19 protein-coding genes are annotated in these 18,086 nt (G+C 48.2%); 15 read left to right on the plus strand and 4 right to left on the minus strand.

Annotation, left to right across the window (positions count from 1 at the left end; all coding sequences use genetic code 11):
* Window positions 1–4: 4 nt before the first annotated feature.
* The 3 genes from D0S45_12775 (at window position 5) to D0S45_12785 (ending at window position 2,866) form a co-directional block, all read left to right on the plus strand.
* Window positions 5–787: a slipin family protein gene (locus tag D0S45_12775; GenBank protein TIH14680.1), complete on the plus strand. Its 783-nt coding sequence runs from the start codon at window positions 5–7 to the stop codon at window positions 785–787.
* A gap of 2 nt (window positions 788–789) precedes the next feature.
* Window positions 790–1,797 carry an NAD-dependent epimerase gene (locus tag D0S45_12780; GenBank protein ID TIH14681.1) on the plus strand — a complete coding sequence of 336 codons (1,008 nt, stop codon included), beginning with the start codon at window positions 790–792 and terminating at the stop codon, window positions 1,795–1,797.
* A 286-nt stretch (window positions 1,798–2,083) separates the two neighbouring features.
* Complete coding sequence (locus D0S45_12785) at window positions 2,084–2,866, plus strand: ParA family protein (GenBank protein ID TIH14682.1); 783 nt, start codon at window positions 2,084–2,086, stop codon at window positions 2,864–2,866.
* A 54-nt stretch (window positions 2,867–2,920) separates the two neighbouring features.
* On the opposite strand, the gene D0S45_12790 is transcribed toward D0S45_12785, so the two are convergent.
* Window positions 2,921–3,346: a hypothetical protein gene (locus D0S45_12790; protein ID TIH14683.1), complete on the minus strand. Its 426-nt coding sequence runs from the start codon at window positions 3,344–3,346 to the stop codon at window positions 2,921–2,923.
* 118 nt (window positions 3,347–3,464) lie between these two features.
* Here D0S45_12790 and D0S45_12795 point away from each other — a divergent pair, with 118 nt between their 5' ends.
* The 11 genes from D0S45_12795 (at window position 3,465) to D0S45_12845 (ending at window position 13,459) form a co-directional block, all read left to right on the plus strand.
* Window positions 3,465–4,391 (plus strand): ParB/RepB/Spo0J family partition protein, encoded by a 927-nt coding sequence (locus tag D0S45_12795; protein ID TIH14684.1) that lies wholly within the window; start codon window positions 3,465–3,467, stop codon window positions 4,389–4,391.
* Window positions 4,392–4,405: 14 nt separating this feature from the next.
* Entirely contained in the window at window positions 4,406–5,416 is a 1,011-nt protein-coding gene (rfaE1, locus tag D0S45_12800; GenBank protein ID TIH14685.1) for a D-glycero-beta-D-manno-heptose-7-phosphate kinase, read from the plus strand.
* A gap of 87 nt (window positions 5,417–5,503) precedes the next feature.
* Entirely contained in the window at window positions 5,504–6,763 is a 1,260-nt protein-coding gene (locus D0S45_12805; GenBank protein ID TIH14686.1) for a GAF domain-containing protein, read from the plus strand.
* Between the two features lie 36 nt (window positions 6,764–6,799).
* A complete protein-coding gene (locus D0S45_12810; protein ID TIH14687.1) occupies window positions 6,800–7,108 on the plus strand; it encodes an anti-sigma factor antagonist in 309 nt (102 codons plus the stop codon).
* Window positions 7,109–7,148: 40 nt separating this feature from the next.
* Window positions 7,149–7,898 (plus strand): ABC transporter permease, encoded by a 750-nt coding sequence (locus D0S45_12815; protein TIH14688.1) that lies wholly within the window; start codon window positions 7,149–7,151, stop codon window positions 7,896–7,898.
* Window positions 7,899–7,904: 6 nt separating this feature from the next.
* Window positions 7,905–8,708 (plus strand): ATP-binding cassette domain-containing protein, encoded by an 804-nt coding sequence (locus D0S45_12820; protein ID TIH14689.1) that lies wholly within the window; start codon window positions 7,905–7,907, stop codon window positions 8,706–8,708.
* Window positions 8,709–8,724: 16 nt separating this feature from the next.
* A complete protein-coding gene (locus D0S45_12825; GenBank protein TIH14690.1) occupies window positions 8,725–9,690 on the plus strand; it encodes an MCE family protein in 966 nt (321 codons plus the stop codon).
* Window positions 9,680–10,306 (plus strand): hypothetical protein, encoded by a 627-nt coding sequence (locus tag D0S45_12830; GenBank protein TIH14691.1) that lies wholly within the window; start codon window positions 9,680–9,682, stop codon window positions 10,304–10,306. The genes D0S45_12825 and D0S45_12830 overlap by 11 nt, the downstream gene beginning before the upstream one ends.
* Window positions 10,306–10,704, plus strand: a complete 399-nt coding sequence (locus D0S45_12835) for a DUF1992 domain-containing protein (protein ID TIH14692.1) — start codon at window positions 10,306–10,308, stop codon at window positions 10,702–10,704. The genes D0S45_12830 and D0S45_12835 overlap by 1 nt, the downstream gene beginning before the upstream one ends.
* A complete protein-coding gene (locus tag D0S45_12840) occupies window positions 10,701–12,074 on the plus strand; it encodes a WD40 repeat domain-containing protein (GenBank protein ID TIH14693.1) in 1,374 nt (457 codons plus the stop codon). The genes D0S45_12835 and D0S45_12840 overlap by 4 nt, the downstream gene beginning before the upstream one ends.
* 47 nt (window positions 12,075–12,121) lie before the next feature.
* Window positions 12,122–13,459: an ATP-dependent 6-phosphofructokinase gene (locus tag D0S45_12845; GenBank protein ID TIH14694.1), complete on the plus strand. Its 1,338-nt coding sequence runs from the start codon at window positions 12,122–12,124 to the stop codon at window positions 13,457–13,459.
* A 115-nt stretch (window positions 13,460–13,574) separates the two neighbouring features.
* Here D0S45_12845 and D0S45_12850 read toward each other — a convergent pair whose 3' ends face one another.
* Window positions 13,575–14,453, minus strand: coding sequence for a LysR family transcriptional regulator (locus D0S45_12850; protein ID TIH14695.1), 879 nt, complete (start codon window positions 14,451–14,453; stop codon window positions 13,575–13,577).
* A gap of 107 nt (window positions 14,454–14,560) precedes the next feature.
* On the opposite strand from D0S45_12850, the gene D0S45_12855 reads away from it, so the two are divergent.
* Window positions 14,561–15,190, plus strand: a complete 630-nt coding sequence (locus tag D0S45_12855; GenBank protein TIH14696.1) for a LysE family translocator — start codon at window positions 14,561–14,563, stop codon at window positions 15,188–15,190.
* Window positions 15,191–15,310: 120 nt separating this feature from the next.
* Here D0S45_12855 and D0S45_12860 read toward each other — a convergent pair whose 3' ends face one another.
* Complete coding sequence (locus D0S45_12860) at window positions 15,311–16,636, minus strand: HD domain-containing protein (protein ID TIH14697.1); 1,326 nt, start codon at window positions 16,634–16,636, stop codon at window positions 15,311–15,313.
* A gap of 119 nt (window positions 16,637–16,755) precedes the next feature.
* On the minus strand, window positions 16,756–18,027 hold the full coding sequence (locus D0S45_12865; GenBank protein ID TIH14698.1) for a dihydroorotase: 1,272 nt from the start codon (window positions 18,025–18,027) through the stop codon (window positions 16,756–16,758).
* Window positions 18,028–18,086 lie beyond the last annotated feature (59 nt).

Genomic DNA, 18,086 nt, shown 5'->3' on the forward strand with positions numbered 1-18,086 from the left:
AAACATGACTTATTTGATCCCCGCAGTTTTATTTGCTGTTTTTTTTCTGATCACAGCCTTGAAAGTCTTGAACGAGTATGAGCGTGGAGTGATTTTCAGATTAGGCAGGGTGATAAATGCCAAAGGTCCCGGGCTGATAATCCTGATCCCTGTGGTTGATCGTATGGTTCGAGTTTCTTTAAGGATCATGACTTTGGATGTGCCTAATCAGGATGTTATCACTAAGGATAATGTTAGTATCAAGGTTAATGCTGTTGTGTATTTCCGTGTGACTGACCCGATCAAGGCAATTTTAGAGGTTGAGGATTTTATGTTCGCCACTTCTCAGCTTGCACAAACCACCTTGCGTAGCGTATGTGGAGGCGTTGAACTTGACGAAATACTTTCCAAGCGTGAAAAAGTTAACGGTGAAATTCAGGAAATTCTTGATACCCATACTGATCCGTGGGGAATAAAAGTAAGTACTGTTGAGCTTAAGTATATTGACCTTCCGCAGGAAATGCAGAGAGCCATGGCCAAGCAGGCCGAGGCAGAGCGTGAGCGTCGGGCCAAGGTTATCAATGCTCAGGGTGAGTTTCAGGCCGCTGATAAGCTGTCCGCAGCCGCTGAGATTATTTCAGCTCATCCTGAAGCTTTACAATTGAGATATTTGCAGACCTTGAGAGAGATGTCTGCTGAAGGAAAATCTTCCACCATAATTCCTCTTCCTCTTGATTTATTAAAGATGTTGGCGCCGTTTACCGGCAGGGGGGAGGCAATGGATAAAAAAGACCAAGAGAGCGATTAATAATGAAAGTCCTTGTTACAGGAGCAGCCGGATTTATCGGCTTTCACCTTTCCAAACGTCTTCTTGCTGAAGGCCATGAAGTTGTCGGCCTTGATATTCTTAATGATTACTACGATGTAAATGTTAAGAAGAACCGCCTCAAGCAGATTGAGGATCACGAGAAGTTCACTTTTGCCTACATGGATATGGCTGACCGTGAAGCCATGGCAAAACTTTTTGCAGAAGAGAAGTTTACCCATGTGGTCAACCTCGCAGCGCAGGCTGGTGTTCGTTATTCCTTGGAAAATCCTCAAGCCTACATCGATTCCAATGTTGTAGGTTACATGAATATTCTTGAGGGTTGCCGCCATAACGGAGTTGAGCACCTTGTATATGCTTCTTCCAGCTCTGTTTACGGTCTGAACACTAACATGCCTTTTAGCATTCATGACAACGTGGACCATCCCATCAGCATGTATGCGGCTACTAAGAAATCCAACGAGCTCATGGCTCATTCTTACAGCCACCTTTTCAACATCCCCACTACTGGTCTTCGTTTCTTCACCGTATACGGACCTTGGGGCAGACCTGATATGGCTCTGTTCCTCTTTACTAAGGCTATCTTTGAAGATAAGCCCATCAACGTGTTCAACCACGGAAAGATGCTGCGTGACTTTACCTACATTGATGACATCGTTGAAGGTGTGGTCAGGGTCATGAAGAACACCGCCACACCTAATCCTGATTGGTCCGGCGATGCTCCTGATCCGGGAACAAGTCCCGCGCCTTTTCGTATCTACAACATCGGTAACAACCAGCCCACAAAATTGATGCGCTACATCGAAGTTCTTGAAGAGTGCATCGGCAAGAAGGCTGAGAAGAACATGATGCCTTTGCAGGCTGGCGATGTTCCTTCTACTTATGCAAATGTTGATGATCTTGTTCGTGATGTTGATTTTAAGCCTGAAACAACTGTCGAAGAGGGTATCGCCAAGTTTGTTGAGTGGTACAGAGGCTACTATAAAGTTTAATCTTCTATTCATATTGTTTTCTATGAGGCCGCTTTTAGCGGCCTTTTTTTATGTGATGATCATTAATATGTGATTTTTTTTAATGTCTTGAAATTATTCTTTTAATGGTTTTTTAATGGTGATTATCTGCTGATATTTTTGTTTTAACTACTCATTTTCTCCGTTGCTTTTCTTGATTTAAAGTTATTTTCAGACTAGTTTGGCGATGTTGTTTTTGTGTTAACTTGATTTATATGTTTCACGTGAAACATGAAAAATTGAAATCTCATGGATAAGGTGGTTTCAAGTGGCAAAGAGAATTGTTGTAGCTAATCAGAAAGGTGGGGTAGGTAAAACAACTACTTCCATCAATCTTTCAGCTTCCCTAGCTGTGATGGAAAAGAAGGTTCTTCTCGTTGACTGCGATCCGCAGGGTAACGGTTCAAGTGGACTTGGTTTTTATCCCGGTGATTCCAGAGAAAATATTTACTCTGTGCTTTTTCAGCCGGAAAGAGCAAAGGAAGCGATATATCAAACAGACATTCCTTATCTTTCACTCATGCCCGCAAGTCAGGACTTGGTCGGGGCGGAGATTGAGTTGATCGATAAGATGGGTCGTGAATACTACTTGAAGGATCTCGTTGAGACCGTGGACGATGAATATGATTATATCATTTTCGATTGTCCTCCTTCGCTTGGTATGCTGACTGTAAACGCCCTGTGCGCGGCAAAAGAGTTGTTGGTTCCGCTTCAGACTGAGTATTATGCCCTTGAGGGTGTTGCTCAGCTTTTGATGACTTTTGAATTGGTCAAAAAAAGATTGAACCCGGATCTTTCTGTTCTTGGTGTGGTTCTAACCATGTACGACAAGCGTAACAGACTTGCCCGTCAGGTAAAAAATGAAGTACGTAAAGCTTTTCCGGACAGTCTTTTTGAGACAATAGTTCCGCGAAATGTGCGTCTTTCGGAGGCTCCAAGTTTCGGTAAACCTGCAATTTCATATGATGCGAAATCAAACGGTGCCATGGCTTATCTAAGTCTGGCTCAGGAAGTTGTTAAAAGGCACGAAGCAGAGCAGGAAGGGAAATAAAAAAGGCCGACATCTCTGTCGGCCTTGGAATGTGCAAAATCAGTGTTGTTGTACTTAGTAACGAGCTTCGTAGTTGGTATCTTTTTTATCAATATAGGGTGTACATTCAACAGTAATTTCATCTTTGAAATGTTTTTTAACAATGCGTGCTTGGCACTGGGAACATTTAAATGAAACCAGTCCGCCGAGGTTGCAGGACATGAGTCTGAACTTTCGAGGATCATCTTTTTCCCAATCCTCAGTCTTGTTTCCGCAAAGCTCACAGTGAACATCAGTATCTACTGGGTAGGGAAAGTCCCAGTACTCTTTCAAAGTTTCCCATTCGCCGATGGGTTCTGGACGTTCCGGCGGAGCTTCCTTGGGAAGCAGATCCTTGATCAAGGGTTTTACTTTGGCCCAGAGATCAGCAGTGAGCAGGGCACCGATCAGGTTTCCGTTTTTATCAAAAAGCTCTGTAAGATTATCATCGTGTTTAGACATGTAGCCTCCGACGTCAGTTATATGATGAGTTCGGGATACAATAATCACGGTTTTGATCAAGTCAAAGGAAATATTATCCGGCCCGTTTTTACAGGTCCGTAAACATAAGGAGAAATCCATGGCAGGTGTCACTGGCGGTTTAGGAAGAGGACTAGATGCTCTTCTAGGTGGCGGCAAAGGTGTGGACGAAAAATCATCTTCCGAGGTTTCAATAGATGCCCGGCAGATAGATATAGATATGATTGTTGCCAATCCGAATCAGCCTCGTAAGGAGTTTTCTCCTGATGCTTTGAAGGATCTTTCCGAGTCCATTCGCGCAAAAGGGGTGCTACAACCTATTCTTGTCCGCCCCATTCCCGGGCGCAAAGATCGTTTTGAGCTGGTTGCGGGTGAGCGGCGTCTACGGGCATCCAAGCTGGCTGGGCTTGGGGAAATTCCTGCTTTGGTCAAAGAGATGACCGACCTTGAAAGCATGGCCATTGCCTTGATCGAGAACTTGCAGCGCGAAGACCTAAACCCCATTGAAGAAGCCAAGGGTTATCAGGAGCTAATCACAAAGTTCGGTCTCAGTCAGGATCAATTATCCGGCCAGGTGGGGAAAAGTCGTTCCGCGCTTTCCAACTCCATGCGTCTGCTGACTCTGGCCGAGCCGGTGCAGGATGCCATTGGCAATGGAAAAATCTCCGCAGGCCATGGTCGTGCACTTATGGCTGTCGCAGACGATGATGCGCGTGAGGAACTCTTCAGTAGGCTCATGAACAGCGGAATGTCTGTTCGTCAGTGTGAAGGCGCGGCGACTTTTTTTAAAGAGCATGGAGAACTGCCTGAAGGTGAGGTCGTTGCCAAGTCCAAGTCTACAAGAGCCAAGAAAAAAGAGCCGAAAAAGGTTGATGAAAACCTTGAGCGTATCAAAGATCGTCTTGAGTCCGCACTTGAAACCAAAATATCTTTCAACGGCTCTCATGATAAAGGTAAAATGACTATCAGTTACGCCAACGAGGAAGAACTCGAGCGTCTGGTGGCTATCCTTGAACTTCGTTCTTAAAGGAAAAGAAAGGAATGGATAATAAAATTTTAAGCGTCCTCCCGGAGTTGAAGGACCGCAAGGTGCTCATCATCGGTGATGTGATGCTTGATCATTATGTGATCGGATCTGTGGAACGCATTTCCCCGGAAGCCCCGGTGCCTGTGGTTCAGGTTACTGAAGAAAAATACCTGCTCGGCGGGGCCGGGAACGTTGCCCGAAACATTTCAGCTCTTGGCGGTGAACCTCATTTGACCGGATTTGTCGGGCATGATGGTGAGGGAGAGGTCTTTGAGCGGCTTTGTTCAGATTCCGGGATTCCATGTTCTCTGTACGAAGCTGATGATCGTCCGACCACCAAGAAAACTCGGGTCATGGCTCATAATCAGCAGATGGTCAGGGTGGATCGCGAAAAGACCGAGGACTTTGCTGATTCTATAATGGATAAATTGTTTGTTTTTCTGGAACGTGAGATCTGCGATTATAAAGTGGTCATCCTGTCCGATTATGGAAAGGGCCTTCTCTCTGATTCCTTTTTTGAGCGGTTCTGGAATCTTCTTGAAGAAAAGCAGCATAAGCCGCATATACTGGTCGATCCCAAGACTGTGAACTATGACCGTTACAAATCAGTAAGCATGCTCACTCCCAACTCCAAAGAAGCGGGAGAGGGTGCCAATATGCAGGTCAAGACCCGGGAAGATGTGCTTGAGGCCGGGCGCAGGCTTTTTGACCGTATCGACCCCACTCATCTTTTGATCACCCTTGGCGGGGACGGTATGGCCCTGTTTGAATCACGGGATGTGGTCAAGCATGTACCCACATTCGCCCGTAAGGTCTTTGATGTGACCGGCGCCGGAGATACTGTTATCGCAACCCTTGGTCTTGGTCTTGCGGCGGGACTTGACCCGCTTACTTCTGCTGTGCTGGCGAATTACGCTGCCGGAATCGTTGTGAGTCAGGTAGGCGCGGCCACGGCATCTGTAGATGAGCTGGCCGAAGCAGTGCGTAACTGGCCCAAGCCGGAAATTAATGTCTGGAATGAATAAGAGTTGAATAATTTCAAAAAAAATTAAAATAGTGTACTCAGTCTTGTCTGGGTATATGTTGTATAGTGAATGATCCGAGGGGGAGTTTTGAACACACAGGCTAACAGGTTAAAGAAGTTGATTCAGGCCAATCAGGTCTTGGCCAGCATTGAGTCTCTGGTGGATTTATTGCCTCAGCTGTTAAGGCTGGCGCAAGATGTGACCGGTGCCGAAGCTTCCTCAATTATGCTGTACAACGAAGATAAAAACGTTCTTAATTTTGCATGGGCCATGAACGATGTTCTCGGTGATGAAGCTATGAAGGATTTGAAGACCGGCTTTGAACTGCCTATGGGTAAGGGGGTTGCCGGTTGGGTGGCTGAACATCGGGAAGCCCTGAATGTGCTTGATGCCCAAAATGATGATCGCTTTTCCAAGGAAGCTGACAAGAAGACAGGGTTTACGACCAGATGCATTCTCTGCACCCCCATTGTTCATCAGGATAAGTTGCTGGGTGTTGTTCAGGTATTGAATTCAGCTGAAAAGGAATGTTTCGGCAAGGAAGATGAGGAGCTGCTTGAAAGTTTTGGTCATCTGGCCGGGGTGGCTTTGATCCGTTCTGAACTTATGTTGCAGCGGTTAAATCAGCAAAAGTTCGAAACCCAGTTGGAAGCAGCTTCACGAATTCAGAGACAGTTTAATCCCCGGCAACCTGAGCTGGAAGGTGATAATCTGATCTGGGGCAGTTCTGTCCCGGCCCAGTTTGTTGGTGGAGATTTGTACGATTTTATACCCAATTCTGACGGAAGCTGGTATATTTATGTGGCTGATGTTTCTGGAAAGGGACTTCCCGCAGCATTGATCATGTCCGCTTTGTGGACTCGAATCAGGGCTGAAGCACTGGCCGAAAGGACTCCCGGCGAAATGCTTAAGGCGGTCAATGTAGGTGCGTATGAATTTATGAACGGTGAAGTCTTCGCCACGATGGTTCTGATGCGTTATACACCGGAGACCGGAAAGTGTGAATATGCTGTTGCCGGGCATCCTTCCCCTCTGCTGATTGATGAAGGTAAAGCTGAACCTCTGGAAAGACCTTTCGGATTGCCTGTGGGAATTCTTGATGAGGGCGATTTCGGGACCAGCGAGTTTACGCTTGGAAAGGGGCAGTCGCTGATAATTGTCACAGATGGAGTGGATGAGGCCCGCGCCGGGGATGGAGAATTCTTCGGTGAAGAGCGGATGGAAGAAACTCTCAGGCAGGGCGGAGCTCCATTGGCCGGGGAAAAACTCCTCAAGGCTGTAGCAGATTGGAGAGGAGAGACCCCTCCCAATGACGATACCACTGTGGTCGAAATATACAGGGCTTAAGAACAGGCTGTTCAAGCGGAGCAGTAAGGAGATATAATGGGTGCAGGCTGGAAAATGGAATCCTCGGTGGAAGAGGTCCTGATCAAGATCAGCGGTGAAGTTGATTTTACCGGGACTCCTGAACTCAGGGATAAAATGCATCATTTCGTAAAGGAGACTTCCGGGGAAGTTCGGGTGGATCTATCTGAACTTGAATATCTGGACAGCTCCGGGTTGGCTTCATTGATCGAGCTGCGCAGAATGCTGGTCAAAGATAGCCGTACAGTGAAGATTGTAGCTGTCACGGATCAGGTGGATAGACTTTTAAATCTTACGCAGGTCAAATCGTTGTTCGGTTTAACCTGATCAGATCTTTCGGGCTGCGCTGAAAAGGGAGTTGTTCGGGATGAATGGATTGCAGGTTCTCGCTTGGATGGTTTCCAGACTCCTCGGTTGCCTGCGTCTGAAGCCCGCAAAGAAGAAATCCTTTTATCGCAAAAGATTACTCCGTGATCTTGCCTCGGTAGGGGCGGATTCCATTCCCATCGTCAGTGTTATTTCCGCCTGTACAGGCATTATTCTCGCCTTACAATCCGCCCAGCAATTAGAAAAGGTAGGGGCCATCAGTTATGTGGCCAACCTTGTGGGCGTGACCATCATTCGTGAGCTTGGTCCATTGCTCACCGCCATCATCGTTACCGGGCGTTCCGGAGCGGCCTTTACTGCGGAAATTGCAACCATGCAGATTTCCGAGGAAATCGACGCTCTTGAAGTCATGGGTATTGAGCCGGTCCGTTTTCTTGTCCTTCCCAAAATGATTGCCATGTTGATCATGGTTCCCTGTTTGACAGTCTGGGCCGATTTTGTGGGCATCTTTTCCGGCGGGGCCTTTTCCGCCATTGCTCTGGGCATCAATAAAGTCACCTATTTCAATAATTCAGTAGAGTTTTTAAAACTTCACGATGTGCTGGCCGGTCTGGTCAAGGCCGGGGGCTTTGCCGTGGCGATCACCATAATCGGTTGCTGGCAGGGTTTTCTCGCCCGTGAAGGAGCTGCTGATGTGGGTCGCAAGACAACCAATTCTGTTGTTATCTCTATCTTTGTGATAATATTGCTGGACCTGTTTTTTACGGCACTCAACTTTCTTTTCCGGTAAAAGATCATGAAGTTATCAAGAGTTGCACAAGATATTACGCTCAAGAAGCTCAGTCTCGGTTATCCGGGCAAGGTGCTTATGGAGGACCTGAATGCTGTGCTGCCTGCCGGAAAGATCAGTGTTATTCTTGGTGGCTCCGGGTGTGGGAAATCAACTTTGCTGCGTCACATTCTCGGGTTGAACACCCCTGTTTCCGGGGAGATCTTTTTGGGCGAGACCAATTTGACCTCCTTGGACAGTGGAGAAGAATATAAGCAGATCCGCACCCGCATGGGCGTTCTTTTTCAGGATGGGGCCATGCTCGGTTCGCTAACCCTTGGTGAAAATGTGGCTTTGCCCATGCAGGAACATACTGAGTTGCCCGATTCCATTATTGAGGAAGTGGTGCAGATGAAACTGCGGATGGTCGGGCTGGGTGATTTTATGCACTATTTCCCCAACCAGCTTTCCGGGGGCATGCGCAAAAGAGCGGGGCTGGCAAGGGCCATGGTCATGGACCCCACAACCCTGCTTTGCGATGAACCGTCATCAGGGCTGGACCCCATCACTGCCGCAGATCTTGATCAGTTGATCCTCAAGCTCAAGGAAACATTTCACGTCACCACCGTGGTGGTTACTCATGATCTGGACAGTCTGTTCAACATTGCCGATCACGTGGTGGTCTTGCATAGGGGAAGCTGCCTTTATCAGGGCGATGTGGAAGGGCTGCAACAGTCCGACAACGAATATATAATCGACTTTCTGGAACGCAGGCCCACGGAAATTGACCACAGCATGGAACGGGCCGTGAAGTTTAGAAGCAGGGTCTGATTACGGGAGATATGTGATGGTACTCAATCCGCGCAGCTCGGCTGCTGATATGATCAAGGCCGCATTGGCCGCTCTGGCTGGGCTGGCCGTGCTCGGGATGTTCATTGTTTTTCTGGGCGGGCATGATTTCTTTTCTGACTACTCGCAGTACAAGATTCTTTTTCGCAATGTGAAGGATCTTACTTCCGGCCGTCCGGTCAAGTACGCGGGCCTTAGCGTGGGTAAGGTTGATTCCATTACTGTTGATGCAGAAAATCCTGGACGTATTTCCGTGGTCATCAATGTGGATCGCGATTTTCCTCTTTACCGGGGCACAACGGCTATGGTTACCCAGAAAGGGCTGGTGGGCGATAATTACATCCTGCTGGAATTGCGGGGAGATGCCGGGACAAAATTGTCTGATGGGGACTTAATTCCTTCGACTGTCAAAATGAGTATGAACGAAGTGGCTGCTGAAATGGGTCGATCCGTCGCTTCCCTTACTCCACAGCTAGAAAGGGCCGTAAATGCCTTCGAGATGCTTTTTTCCCCTGAGAACATGTCCAACATCGGAAAAAGTTTGAAAATGGCTCCAGAGGTGCTTGCGGAAACCAACGCTACCCTGGTCACCTTCAGGGATGAGTGGAAGAAACTAGCCCGGTCCGGTGCCGGGGCTATGAACAACGGTTCCAAAAATATTACTGTGCTGACTAACGAACTTATCGATACCTTGCAGAAAGTTGAGTCTGTTCTTGCTGCCGTACAAGGAGATATGAGCACGACCCTGAATAGTGTCAGCGGAGATGTCAGTCGTGCGGTGGACGGCATAGATGGGTTGACCGCCGATCTGCGGCGTAATGTGGAATATGATCAGGAAGAGTTGGAAATCATTCTTGTGAATATCAATCGTCTATCCCGTGAAATGAATCGGTTGGCCCGGTCACTGCGCGAACGTCCGTGGCAGGTTTTAAATCCTCCGCAGGGAGCAGAAAATGATCAATAGAATTTTTCCCATTGCAATTCTGGTTTTTGTCTTGTCTTCAGCTGGATGCATCGGCGGTAAATCCGTGGAATCCTCATATTTGCGATTGGGCGACAATGGCTATGCCGGAGGGTGTGAAAAGGTAAACCCGGATATGCCCCGCTTAGCTTTAAAACGGTTCACCAGCCTGCCTGCTCTTGACCGGGAGACAGTGGTCATTGCCAAAGGGCAGGTCATGAAACCTGATTACCGTTGGAGCTGGGAAGGCACACCGGCAGAGATTTTGGATCTTATTGCTGCTCCTTCCCTGAACTGCATGAACAGTTACGAGGTAGTCAGTCCGTACCGTCCCGGAATTAATAAGGATCTGGTCCTTTCCGGCGTGATTACCGCATTTGAACTCCAGCGCAATGGAGGGGATGCTTTTAAGGTCGCCGTGCGTTATTCCCTTTGGGACAGCAGAGGAAAGAATCTGTTGGCCCGGAAGATGGTTGAAGCGGATGCTCCGGTCAAAGCATTGCGTGGCGAATCCATTGCTGATGCGGCGCAGCAGGCTGTTGAAGAGGTCATGAAAAAGACGGTTATCTGGATAGATGGATTGGGAGGGGAGATGTTTTCCCGAAATATGGGGCGTTAATGTTTTTTATTGCGGCCATTGCCGAATCGCGGATTAAAGAAGCTGAGCGCAAGGGGGAGTTCAAGGATTTACCGGGAAAGGGCAAACCCCTTGAACTGGATGATGACTCCATGATCCCGCCTGAATTGCGCATGGCCTACAAGGCTCTTAAAAATGGCGGCTACCTGCCGCCCGAGATGCAGCTCAGAAAAGATATTCATTCTGCTCTTGATTTGCTTGAATATATGGAAGATGAAAAGGAACGCTATACCCAGATGCAGAAGGTTAATCTGCTCTTTGAGCGCATTAAGAACACGCGTGGAAAGGGAATAGCCATTGACGAAGAAGATGAATACTACAAAAGCATAGTTGAGCGCATCACCTTGCAGAGCAGGAAAATCAAGGAAAACGAGGGATGATTTCTAAAAATTTCAAAGTCGGCCTTGCGGGCATGGCTTTATTGGTAGTTATAGCCGGCATGCCCGCCCACGGAAATACCGCGTCCAGGGAAAGGGTGGGCCAGTCCTATATTGATGTGCCTTCCCAGTTGCGGAAAGGGACCGCCAAATCCCTGAAGGGCTATGTTTCCCAATTGCTGAATAAAAAATATGTAAGCGCAAAAAAGCTCTATGAGCCGCCGTTCGCAGGCCTTGAGGATAAGCTTTATATTTCTGTGAAAAGGGAAACGGCACTGCCGATTATTGCCGGAGGGGTCTCCTCCTATGCCGGAAATGAAGAAGGTCTGGCCGCAGCTCTTTATGACGGAACGGTACGTGTCTGGAGCAGATATAAATGCCGTAAGGTTCGTCTTCCCGGAGGTGGCGGTGCCATGCATACAGGATACGGTCCCGGCAGCCCGACCCTTGCAGCTACCGGACGTGACGGGAACCAGCTTTATGTTTTCAATCTTGAAGAGTGTTCAAGGATTCCGGGAGAAATTCCGGTTGAGCATGGTCCGGTCAAGATGATGGCCCTTTCCAGAACCGGGGAATGGCTCGGTGTTATCGACAGTTTCAACGCATTGCTCTGCGGTCCTGCTTCCGGTCCGCTTCAGGAAATTTCAATTCTCGAAGGAACCCCCCTTTATCTTGGCTACACACCGGGGCAGGGCGTTCTGGTGGCCGTGGAGGCTTCAGGTAGAATTTTCAAGCAGGGGATGAAGACCCAGACCCGCATGGATTCCGATGAAGTTCCCGGCGGTCCGTTTGTGGATGCCAGAATGGCCGGATACGTGGTCTGCCTGACTCGTGATAACGGAAGCGAAGTTTATTGGGATTTGCGCAAGAGAGCTACGGTAGAGAAGTCAGAGGCCTTGGCGCAGGAACCGGCCTGGATTTATAAACGTAACGGGGGACTTGTTTATTCAACCGGGGTGGACCGCTGGAAGATTACTGAACATCTGGGCATGCCCATGTTCATTGTTTCCTATTCTGCCGCTGAAAAGTTGCTCAGGGTTCGTGACCTTGACCGTGAAACCCGTTACTATAGTGTTTTGGATGGCAAGGAGATTGCCGGATCTGAAGCCGATGATTGGAAATTGATTTCACCAAGTAAAGGTGTATACAAGGTTGGAGATAAGTTATTTCGTCTATATGATCTTGTCTGCCAGAGAGGGACAATGCGTCTTTACGGCAGGCATATTGGGGATAAGGGCTTTTATCTTTGGTGGGAAAATGTAGGTAGCGTGACCCGCATTAACCCTCATCCCATGGAATTGCCGATCCGGGAATCCGTTCTGGCAGACAGTCCGGCTCTCTGGGTCCCCCTTATCGAAGGTGAAGTAAGATAACTGCTATTCACACTGGCGGGACTTAAGTGTTTCGCAGGAGGTTTGAAATGGTTAAAAAAGCTGACAAAACACAGCAGATCAATACTGAAATTCCGGTGCTGGGTAAGGCCAAAATTCCTTCTCCGCTGAAACGGTGTGTCTTTATTGAAGATAAAGAAAGGACTCTTGTTAACCTTGCTGAAGAGGAAATGGATTCTTCTGCTGACAACGACGTATATCAGGAATTCGAGAAGGCCGGACCTCGGGCATTCACATATTTCGATCCTTCCAAGACCAAATGTGCGGTTGTAACCTGCGGCGGTCTTTGCCCCGGTCTGAACGACGTTATCCGTTCCATCGTTCTGGAAGCTCATTATCTCTACAAAGTTCCTTCCGTGCTGGGTATTAAATTTGGCTTGCAGGGATTTATTCCCAAATATGGTCATGATGTTGTGGAACTCACTGCTGATAAGGTTGCCAACATCCATCAGTTCGGCGGCACCATCCTCGGTTCATCTCGCGGTCCGCAGGACCCTGAAGAGGTTGTGGATGCACTCGAACGTATGAATATTTCAGTGTTGTTCATGATCGGCGGCGACGGCACTATGCGTGCGGCTCAGAAGATTGTGGAAGAAATTGAGAAACGGCGGATCAGAATTTCCATTATCGGGGTCCCCAAGACCATTGATAATGACATCAGCTTTGTAACCAAGTCTTTTGGTTTTGATACCGCAGTAGACAAGGCTACCGAGGCGATCCAGTCCGCGCACGTGGAATCCGTAGGCGTGGTAAACGGCATCGGACTGGTCAAGCTTATGGGGCGCGAATCCGGTTTTATCGCCGCTCAGGCCACATTGGCTCTTAAAGACGTGAATTTCGTGCTTGTGCCTGAGCATCCCTTTGAATTTGACGGGGAGTACGGACTGCTCCGTTCTCTTGAAAAGCGTCTGGATGAACGCCAGCACGCGGTTATTGTCTGCGCAGAGGGAGCAGGGCAGGAGCAATGCGAATATACCGGGGAAAAAGACGCTTCCGGCAACCCGGTTCTTTGTGATGTTTGCACCCTGATCATCCGCCGCATTAAGGATTATTTTAAGGATACGGGGAAAGATATCACTCTCAAGTTTATCGACCCCAGTTACATTATCCGCTCAGTACCGGCCAATGCCAACGACTGCGTATATTGCGGTTTCTTAGGTCAGCACGCTGTTCACGCGGCCATGGCCGGAAAGACCGGAATGGTCGTCAGTCGCTTGCAGGCCCGCTACGTGCACCTGCCGCTCGATGTGGTCACCATCAAGCGCAAGAAGTTGAATATTAAGTCCGACTACTGGCGTGCGGTTCTCGAATCCACCGGTCAGGGCCATCTGCGCAATGACATGGAGAAGGATATTTGTGAGATGTGATCAGATGAAATTCTAGGCATTTTTGATAAAATATAGAAGCCCCCAGCAAGATTTTGATATCTTCCGGGGGCTTTTGGTTTGCAGCTATTTCTGACAATTACAGGTCGCTGGGGCTTTATTTGTATTCACTTTTATCCAAAGCAATATGTTCTCTTACCCAGCAAACAAAATTATTAAGCTTCTTGTTTTGGCCAATGGGATTCAGAGATAATATCACATATGAAATCGGTGTTTCCACAAAACCAAACGGGGCAACGAGCAGTCCTCGTTCAAGGTCATCTGCAACCAAAGGTTCAGGTCCCATGGCTAGCCCAAGTCCGGCAACAGCAGCTTGAAGACTGAAGTAAAAGTGGTCGTAAAATTGCTCGGAGTCGGCTTCAACGGTTTTGCCTGAATATTGTCCCCAATTCGTCCAAGCTTCTCTACGGGTTCTGGTATGTAGAATTTTTTTGGGTTTGTGTTTGTTTTTTTCCCAATAGGATGGACTGCAAACAGGTCCTATGCGTTCCCTGCCAAGGGTGTGTGCATGATAGTTCGTGGGCCACGAAAAATCAGAACGGCGTATGGCTAGATGCACACTTTCGGAAGTGAGATCAATGGGGCCTCCGGCAGTAGATATGTGAATTTCAGTTTCGGGGAAGGACTCGTGGAATTGCTCCAGCCGCGGCATCAGCCAGCGCATGCTTAAAGAAGGCTCACACGACACGGAGATTCTCTGTCCGTTCTCGGCAATGCTCATCTGTTCGCTTACCTCCTCAAGTTCGTTCAATAGCCTGTCTACATGCTGAAATAGAAACCGTCCTTTGGCAGTCAGAAATATTGCCCGGTTTCGTCTGTGGAAAAGGTGCAGGCCGTAATATTCTTCAAGCTGTTTAACTGCTTTGCTGACCGCGCCATGGGTCAGGTTAAGTTCTCTGGCTGCCTTCGTAAAACTCAAGCAGGCAGCTGCAGCCCTAAAACTGACGAGTGGGCCTAACGGCGGAAGCTGTTTCATGTTATTCCTGTGAATTTAATTCACAATTAAGTTGAAAACTATTCGTTATTTATTTCATGAAAAATAATCTACTACAATATTTAAATTGATTCAGGAGAGGGCTTAGTATGAATTATTTTATCGATTCAAATTTATTGTTGGTAGGGATGGTTACTGTTTTGGCTGTGATCAGTCCGGGACCTGATTTTGCGATTATCGTTAGGAACGGACTTCGCTTCGGGCGGAAGTTGGGATTGGCGACCGCGAGTGGGATAGCCTGCGGTGTGATTGTGCATACGACATATATTCTATTGGGACTAGGCTATGTTGTGGATACTTTCAGCTGGGTTCTGGAGGCTATAAGGTACGCTGGTGCTGCATATTTGATATGGCTGGGAATCTCATCTTTTCTTCCCTCAGATAAAGTTGAGGAACTGAATGATGAGCAAAACAATGCAGCATGTTCAACACTCACGGCATTTCGAAATGGCTTCATATGCAACGTGTTGAATCCAAAAACAATATGCTTTTTTATGGCTTTGTTCACACAGGTTATAAATCCGGAAACACCAATCTCGGTTCAGATTGGCATCGGTGTGTTCGTTTCGTTAACTCACTTGTTGTGGTTTTCATTTGTAGTCTTCGTGTTGACTGCTCCCGGTCCGCTGAAGCTTTTTAACCGCTGTAAGCAGGGAATAGAGAAAGCTGTTGGAGTATGCATGCTGGGGTTGGGTGCCAAAATTGCCTTTGGCAGTTGATGGAAACAAATTTCCCGTATGCTGGACAGATCTTCACCTGAACGGTGCAGGATCAAAAAAAAGTCCCCGGCTCAGCAATGCTGAACCGGGGACTTTTTTATATTCTGGGAACTAAATTACTTAAGCCATCTTAGCCTGATCAATAACATACTCAATAGCTTCGTCCATATTGGATACATCGCCGGAGATCTGTGCTTTGAGCAGAGATTCGCGAATGATACCGACGCCGGGACCGGGTTTAAGTCCGGTGTGCTGCATGATTTCGTTACCGTTGAGGAACGGATCAAGAGCTTCTTCTGGAATGTCGGCACGTTCAAGCATTTTAACGTTGTGGTTGAATTCCTTGTAGGTGGTGTCGCGGGCTTTGATGTCTGCGCGAACCATCTCAATGAGGCGGGGATATTCATCCAACGCTTTGAACTTACGGATACCCTTGTCGGTGAGCATGAAGTGGAAACGCATGTGGTGGCGTACCAGATCGCAGATCAGGTCCACATCTTCCTGCGGGAAGTTGAGACGAGTCAGGATCTTTCTGGTCACTTTTGCGCCCACGCGATGATGTTGCAGGAACTGCCAGTTTCCGTCCACTTCTTCCGCAGTGTAGAGTTTACCCACATCGTGGAACATGCAGGCTACCACGCCGAACCAGTCGTAAGGCAGTTCTTCGGGGTAGAGGCGCATAACATCAAGGGTGTGGGTGAATACATCTTCGGTTTCACCGGTCTTGCTGTTCTTTACCTGAGTGAGGCGTGAGAGAGCGGCAAGTTCGGGAATCAGACCGTGCAGGAGCATGGTTTCGAAAAGCAGGGAAACGAAAACGTACATGTTTTCAGCTTCAACCTTGCGCCATTCGTCCATGATTTCCGGTACGGGTACGTAATCAAGAATACGCTTGCAGGAGCGGATAATCGCGATTTTTGTGTTGGTTTCAATGGGCAGGTTGTAGTTGGCTGCAAAACGCAACGCTCTGATGCCCATGAGGTAATCTTTTTTAAGGGTCTGGTCCGGGATGCCCAGCAAACGGACTTCACCGCTGCTCAGTTCAGCAAATCCTTCATAGGGATCTGCGGCCTTGGGAATGTAAGGGCAGGCCGCGGACATGGGGATCTGGTGCTGTTTTTCCAGAGCCTTGAGCAGTCTCGGAGTCATGCGTGAAACGCACTCTTCAGGATGGGAAGAGTTGCTGGTTTCAGAAGTGTAGAAATAAAAGGTGTTGCCACCTTCTTTCAGCACAGCGGTGACACCCTGTTGCTCTATTGTCTGAATATTGGGAAAAAGTTTGACCAGTCTTTTGAAATCAAGATCGGTGGAAATATCCAATTCGATTTCTTCACCTTTATCTTCGATGGTCAGTTTCTGAAGTCTTTCATTAATAATGTAAGCATCATAGCCATTACGCATGATGGTTTTACAAATTCCCACCGCGTCCTTGAAAGGTTCGCTCATTAAAATCTCCTTATCAAAAATAAACAGCCTGTCACCTTGGCAACAGATGTGGATCAACTATATAAATTTATTAGTTTTTACCTTGTCTCTACAGACTTATTCACTGTCTGTTAAAGAGGTCATACTATTTTTTTGCCACTAAGGAAATGGCTTATGACCCGTCCTTTCAAGGTTTGTCCACGGAATGGAGTGTTTTTTCCCTTGGAATGCATGTTCTTAGAGTTAAGCACCCATTCGTCACTGGGATCAAAGAGGAAGAAGTCAGCCGGATCACCTTTTTTGAAGCTGTTCAAGGGCAGATCGAATGTCTCGCAGGGGGCGGTGGTCCACATGCGGACAAATGTTTCAAAGGTAATCTTACCGTCAGCGACCAGTGACCATGTCAAAGATAAAGCTGAATCAAGCCCGGAAATGCCGCAGGGCGCGTTCATGAATTCCACTTCCTTTTCATGGGCCGCGTGGGGCGCATGGTCGGTGGCGAACATGTCGATGGTGCCGTCCTTGATACCTGCCAGCAGGGCTTCTACATCGTCGGCTGTGCGCAGGGGCGGGTTAACCTTGGTGTCCGAGTTGTAGCCGTGCAGAGCTTCTTCAGTAAGCAGCAGGTAATGGGGGCAGGTTTCAGCGGTAACTTTTACTCTGCGCTTCTTGGCCCAGGCAATCAAATCCACAGACTTGCGGCAGGAGATATGGGCCAGATGGATATGCATATCCAGATATTCTGCCATGAGCAGGTCACGGGCTACCTGTGCGGCCTCGGCTACATCCGGCTGTGCTCCAAGTCCCAGCACGGAGGATACTTCACCTTCGTTCACCCCTACGGCCGGAGCAAGATAAGGGTCTTCGCAATGGTCTATGATTGGCTTTCCGGTATCAGAGCCGTATTCCATGGCTCGGCGGAAAAGTTCGCTGTTCTTGATTGGGAGGCCGTCGTTGGAAAAGGCAGCGCATCCGGCTTCAGCCATTTCATGCATAGGCGAGAGTTCTTCTCCGGCCAGCCCTTTAGTTAGCGCGCCGATGGGAAAGAGCCTTGGTCCGCCTTCAGGAAAAGCGGTCTTGGCTCTACGCAGCATCTCGTCGGTAACCACGGCGTTGTCGTTGACCGGATCAGTGTTAGCCATGCACATGATGTTGGAGAAACCGCCGTGCACGGCAGCTTTCAGGCCGGACGCGATATCTTCCTTGTATTCAAAGCCGGGTTCGCGCAAATGGGTATGCACGTCAGTGAAGCTGGGCATGAGCAGCAACCCGCGGGCGGCAACTACTTCCGCGCCTTCATACATAGCATCGGAAGAGGGGATTACATCTAAAATTTTACCGTCTGCAACGAGGAGGTCGACCTCTTCGCCTTTCCAAACTGCCTTACGAATGACAAGTTCTGGATGGGACATATTGTAGTCTCCTAAAAAACAGAAATTTTATATTCAAAGCGGCGAAGCCCTATTAAAAA

Source organism: Marinifilum sp. JC120 (assembly GCA_004923195.1).
GTDB lineage: Bacteria > Desulfobacterota > Desulfovibrionia > Desulfovibrionales > Desulfovibrionaceae > Maridesulfovibrio.

Excerpts from the sequence above, each read along its gene's own strand:
- D0S45_12790 (TIH14683.1), bottom strand. The coding sequence starts at position 3,346 with ATGTCTAAACACGATGATAATCTTACAGAGCTTTTTGATAAAAACGGA.
- D0S45_12835 (TIH14692.1), top strand. The coding sequence starts at position 10,306 with ATGTTTTTTATTGCGGCCATTGCCGAATCGCGGATTAAAGAAGCTGAG.
- D0S45_12820 (TIH14689.1), top strand. The coding sequence starts at position 7,905 with ATGAAGTTATCAAGAGTTGCACAAGATATTACGCTCAAGAAGCTCAGT.
- D0S45_12845 (TIH14694.1), top strand. The coding sequence starts at position 12,122 with ATGGTTAAAAAAGCTGACAAAACACAGCAGATCAATACTGAAATTCCG.
- rfaE1 (TIH14685.1), top strand. The coding sequence starts at position 4,406 with ATGGATAATAAAATTTTAAGCGTCCTCCCGGAGTTGAAGGACCGCAAG.
- D0S45_12795 (TIH14684.1), top strand. The coding sequence starts at position 3,465 with ATGGCAGGTGTCACTGGCGGTTTAGGAAGAGGACTAGATGCTCTTCTA.
- D0S45_12815 (TIH14688.1), top strand. The coding sequence starts at position 7,149 with ATGAATGGATTGCAGGTTCTCGCTTGGATGGTTTCCAGACTCCTCGGT.
- D0S45_12825 (TIH14690.1), top strand. The coding sequence starts at position 8,725 with ATGGTACTCAATCCGCGCAGCTCGGCTGCTGATATGATCAAGGCCGCA.
- D0S45_12775 (TIH14680.1), top strand. The coding sequence starts at position 5 with ATGACTTATTTGATCCCCGCAGTTTTATTTGCTGTTTTTTTTCTGATC.
- D0S45_12830 (TIH14691.1), top strand. The coding sequence starts at position 9,680 with ATGATCAATAGAATTTTTCCCATTGCAATTCTGGTTTTTGTCTTGTCT.
- D0S45_12860 (TIH14697.1), bottom strand. The coding sequence starts at position 16,636 with ATGAGCGAACCTTTCAAGGACGCGGTGGGAATTTGTAAAACCATCATG.
- D0S45_12865 (TIH14698.1), bottom strand. The coding sequence starts at position 18,027 with ATGTCCCATCCAGAACTTGTCATTCGTAAGGCAGTTTGGAAAGGCGAA.
- D0S45_12855 (TIH14696.1), top strand. The coding sequence starts at position 14,561 with ATGAATTATTTTATCGATTCAAATTTATTGTTGGTAGGGATGGTTACT.
- D0S45_12850 (TIH14695.1), bottom strand. The coding sequence starts at position 14,453 with ATGAAACAGCTTCCGCCGTTAGGCCCACTCGTCAGTTTTAGGGCTGCA.
- D0S45_12780 (TIH14681.1), top strand. The coding sequence starts at position 790 with ATGAAAGTCCTTGTTACAGGAGCAGCCGGATTTATCGGCTTTCACCTT.
- D0S45_12810 (TIH14687.1), top strand. The coding sequence starts at position 6,800 with ATGGGTGCAGGCTGGAAAATGGAATCCTCGGTGGAAGAGGTCCTGATC.
- D0S45_12840 (TIH14693.1), top strand. The coding sequence starts at position 10,701 with ATGATTTCTAAAAATTTCAAAGTCGGCCTTGCGGGCATGGCTTTATTG.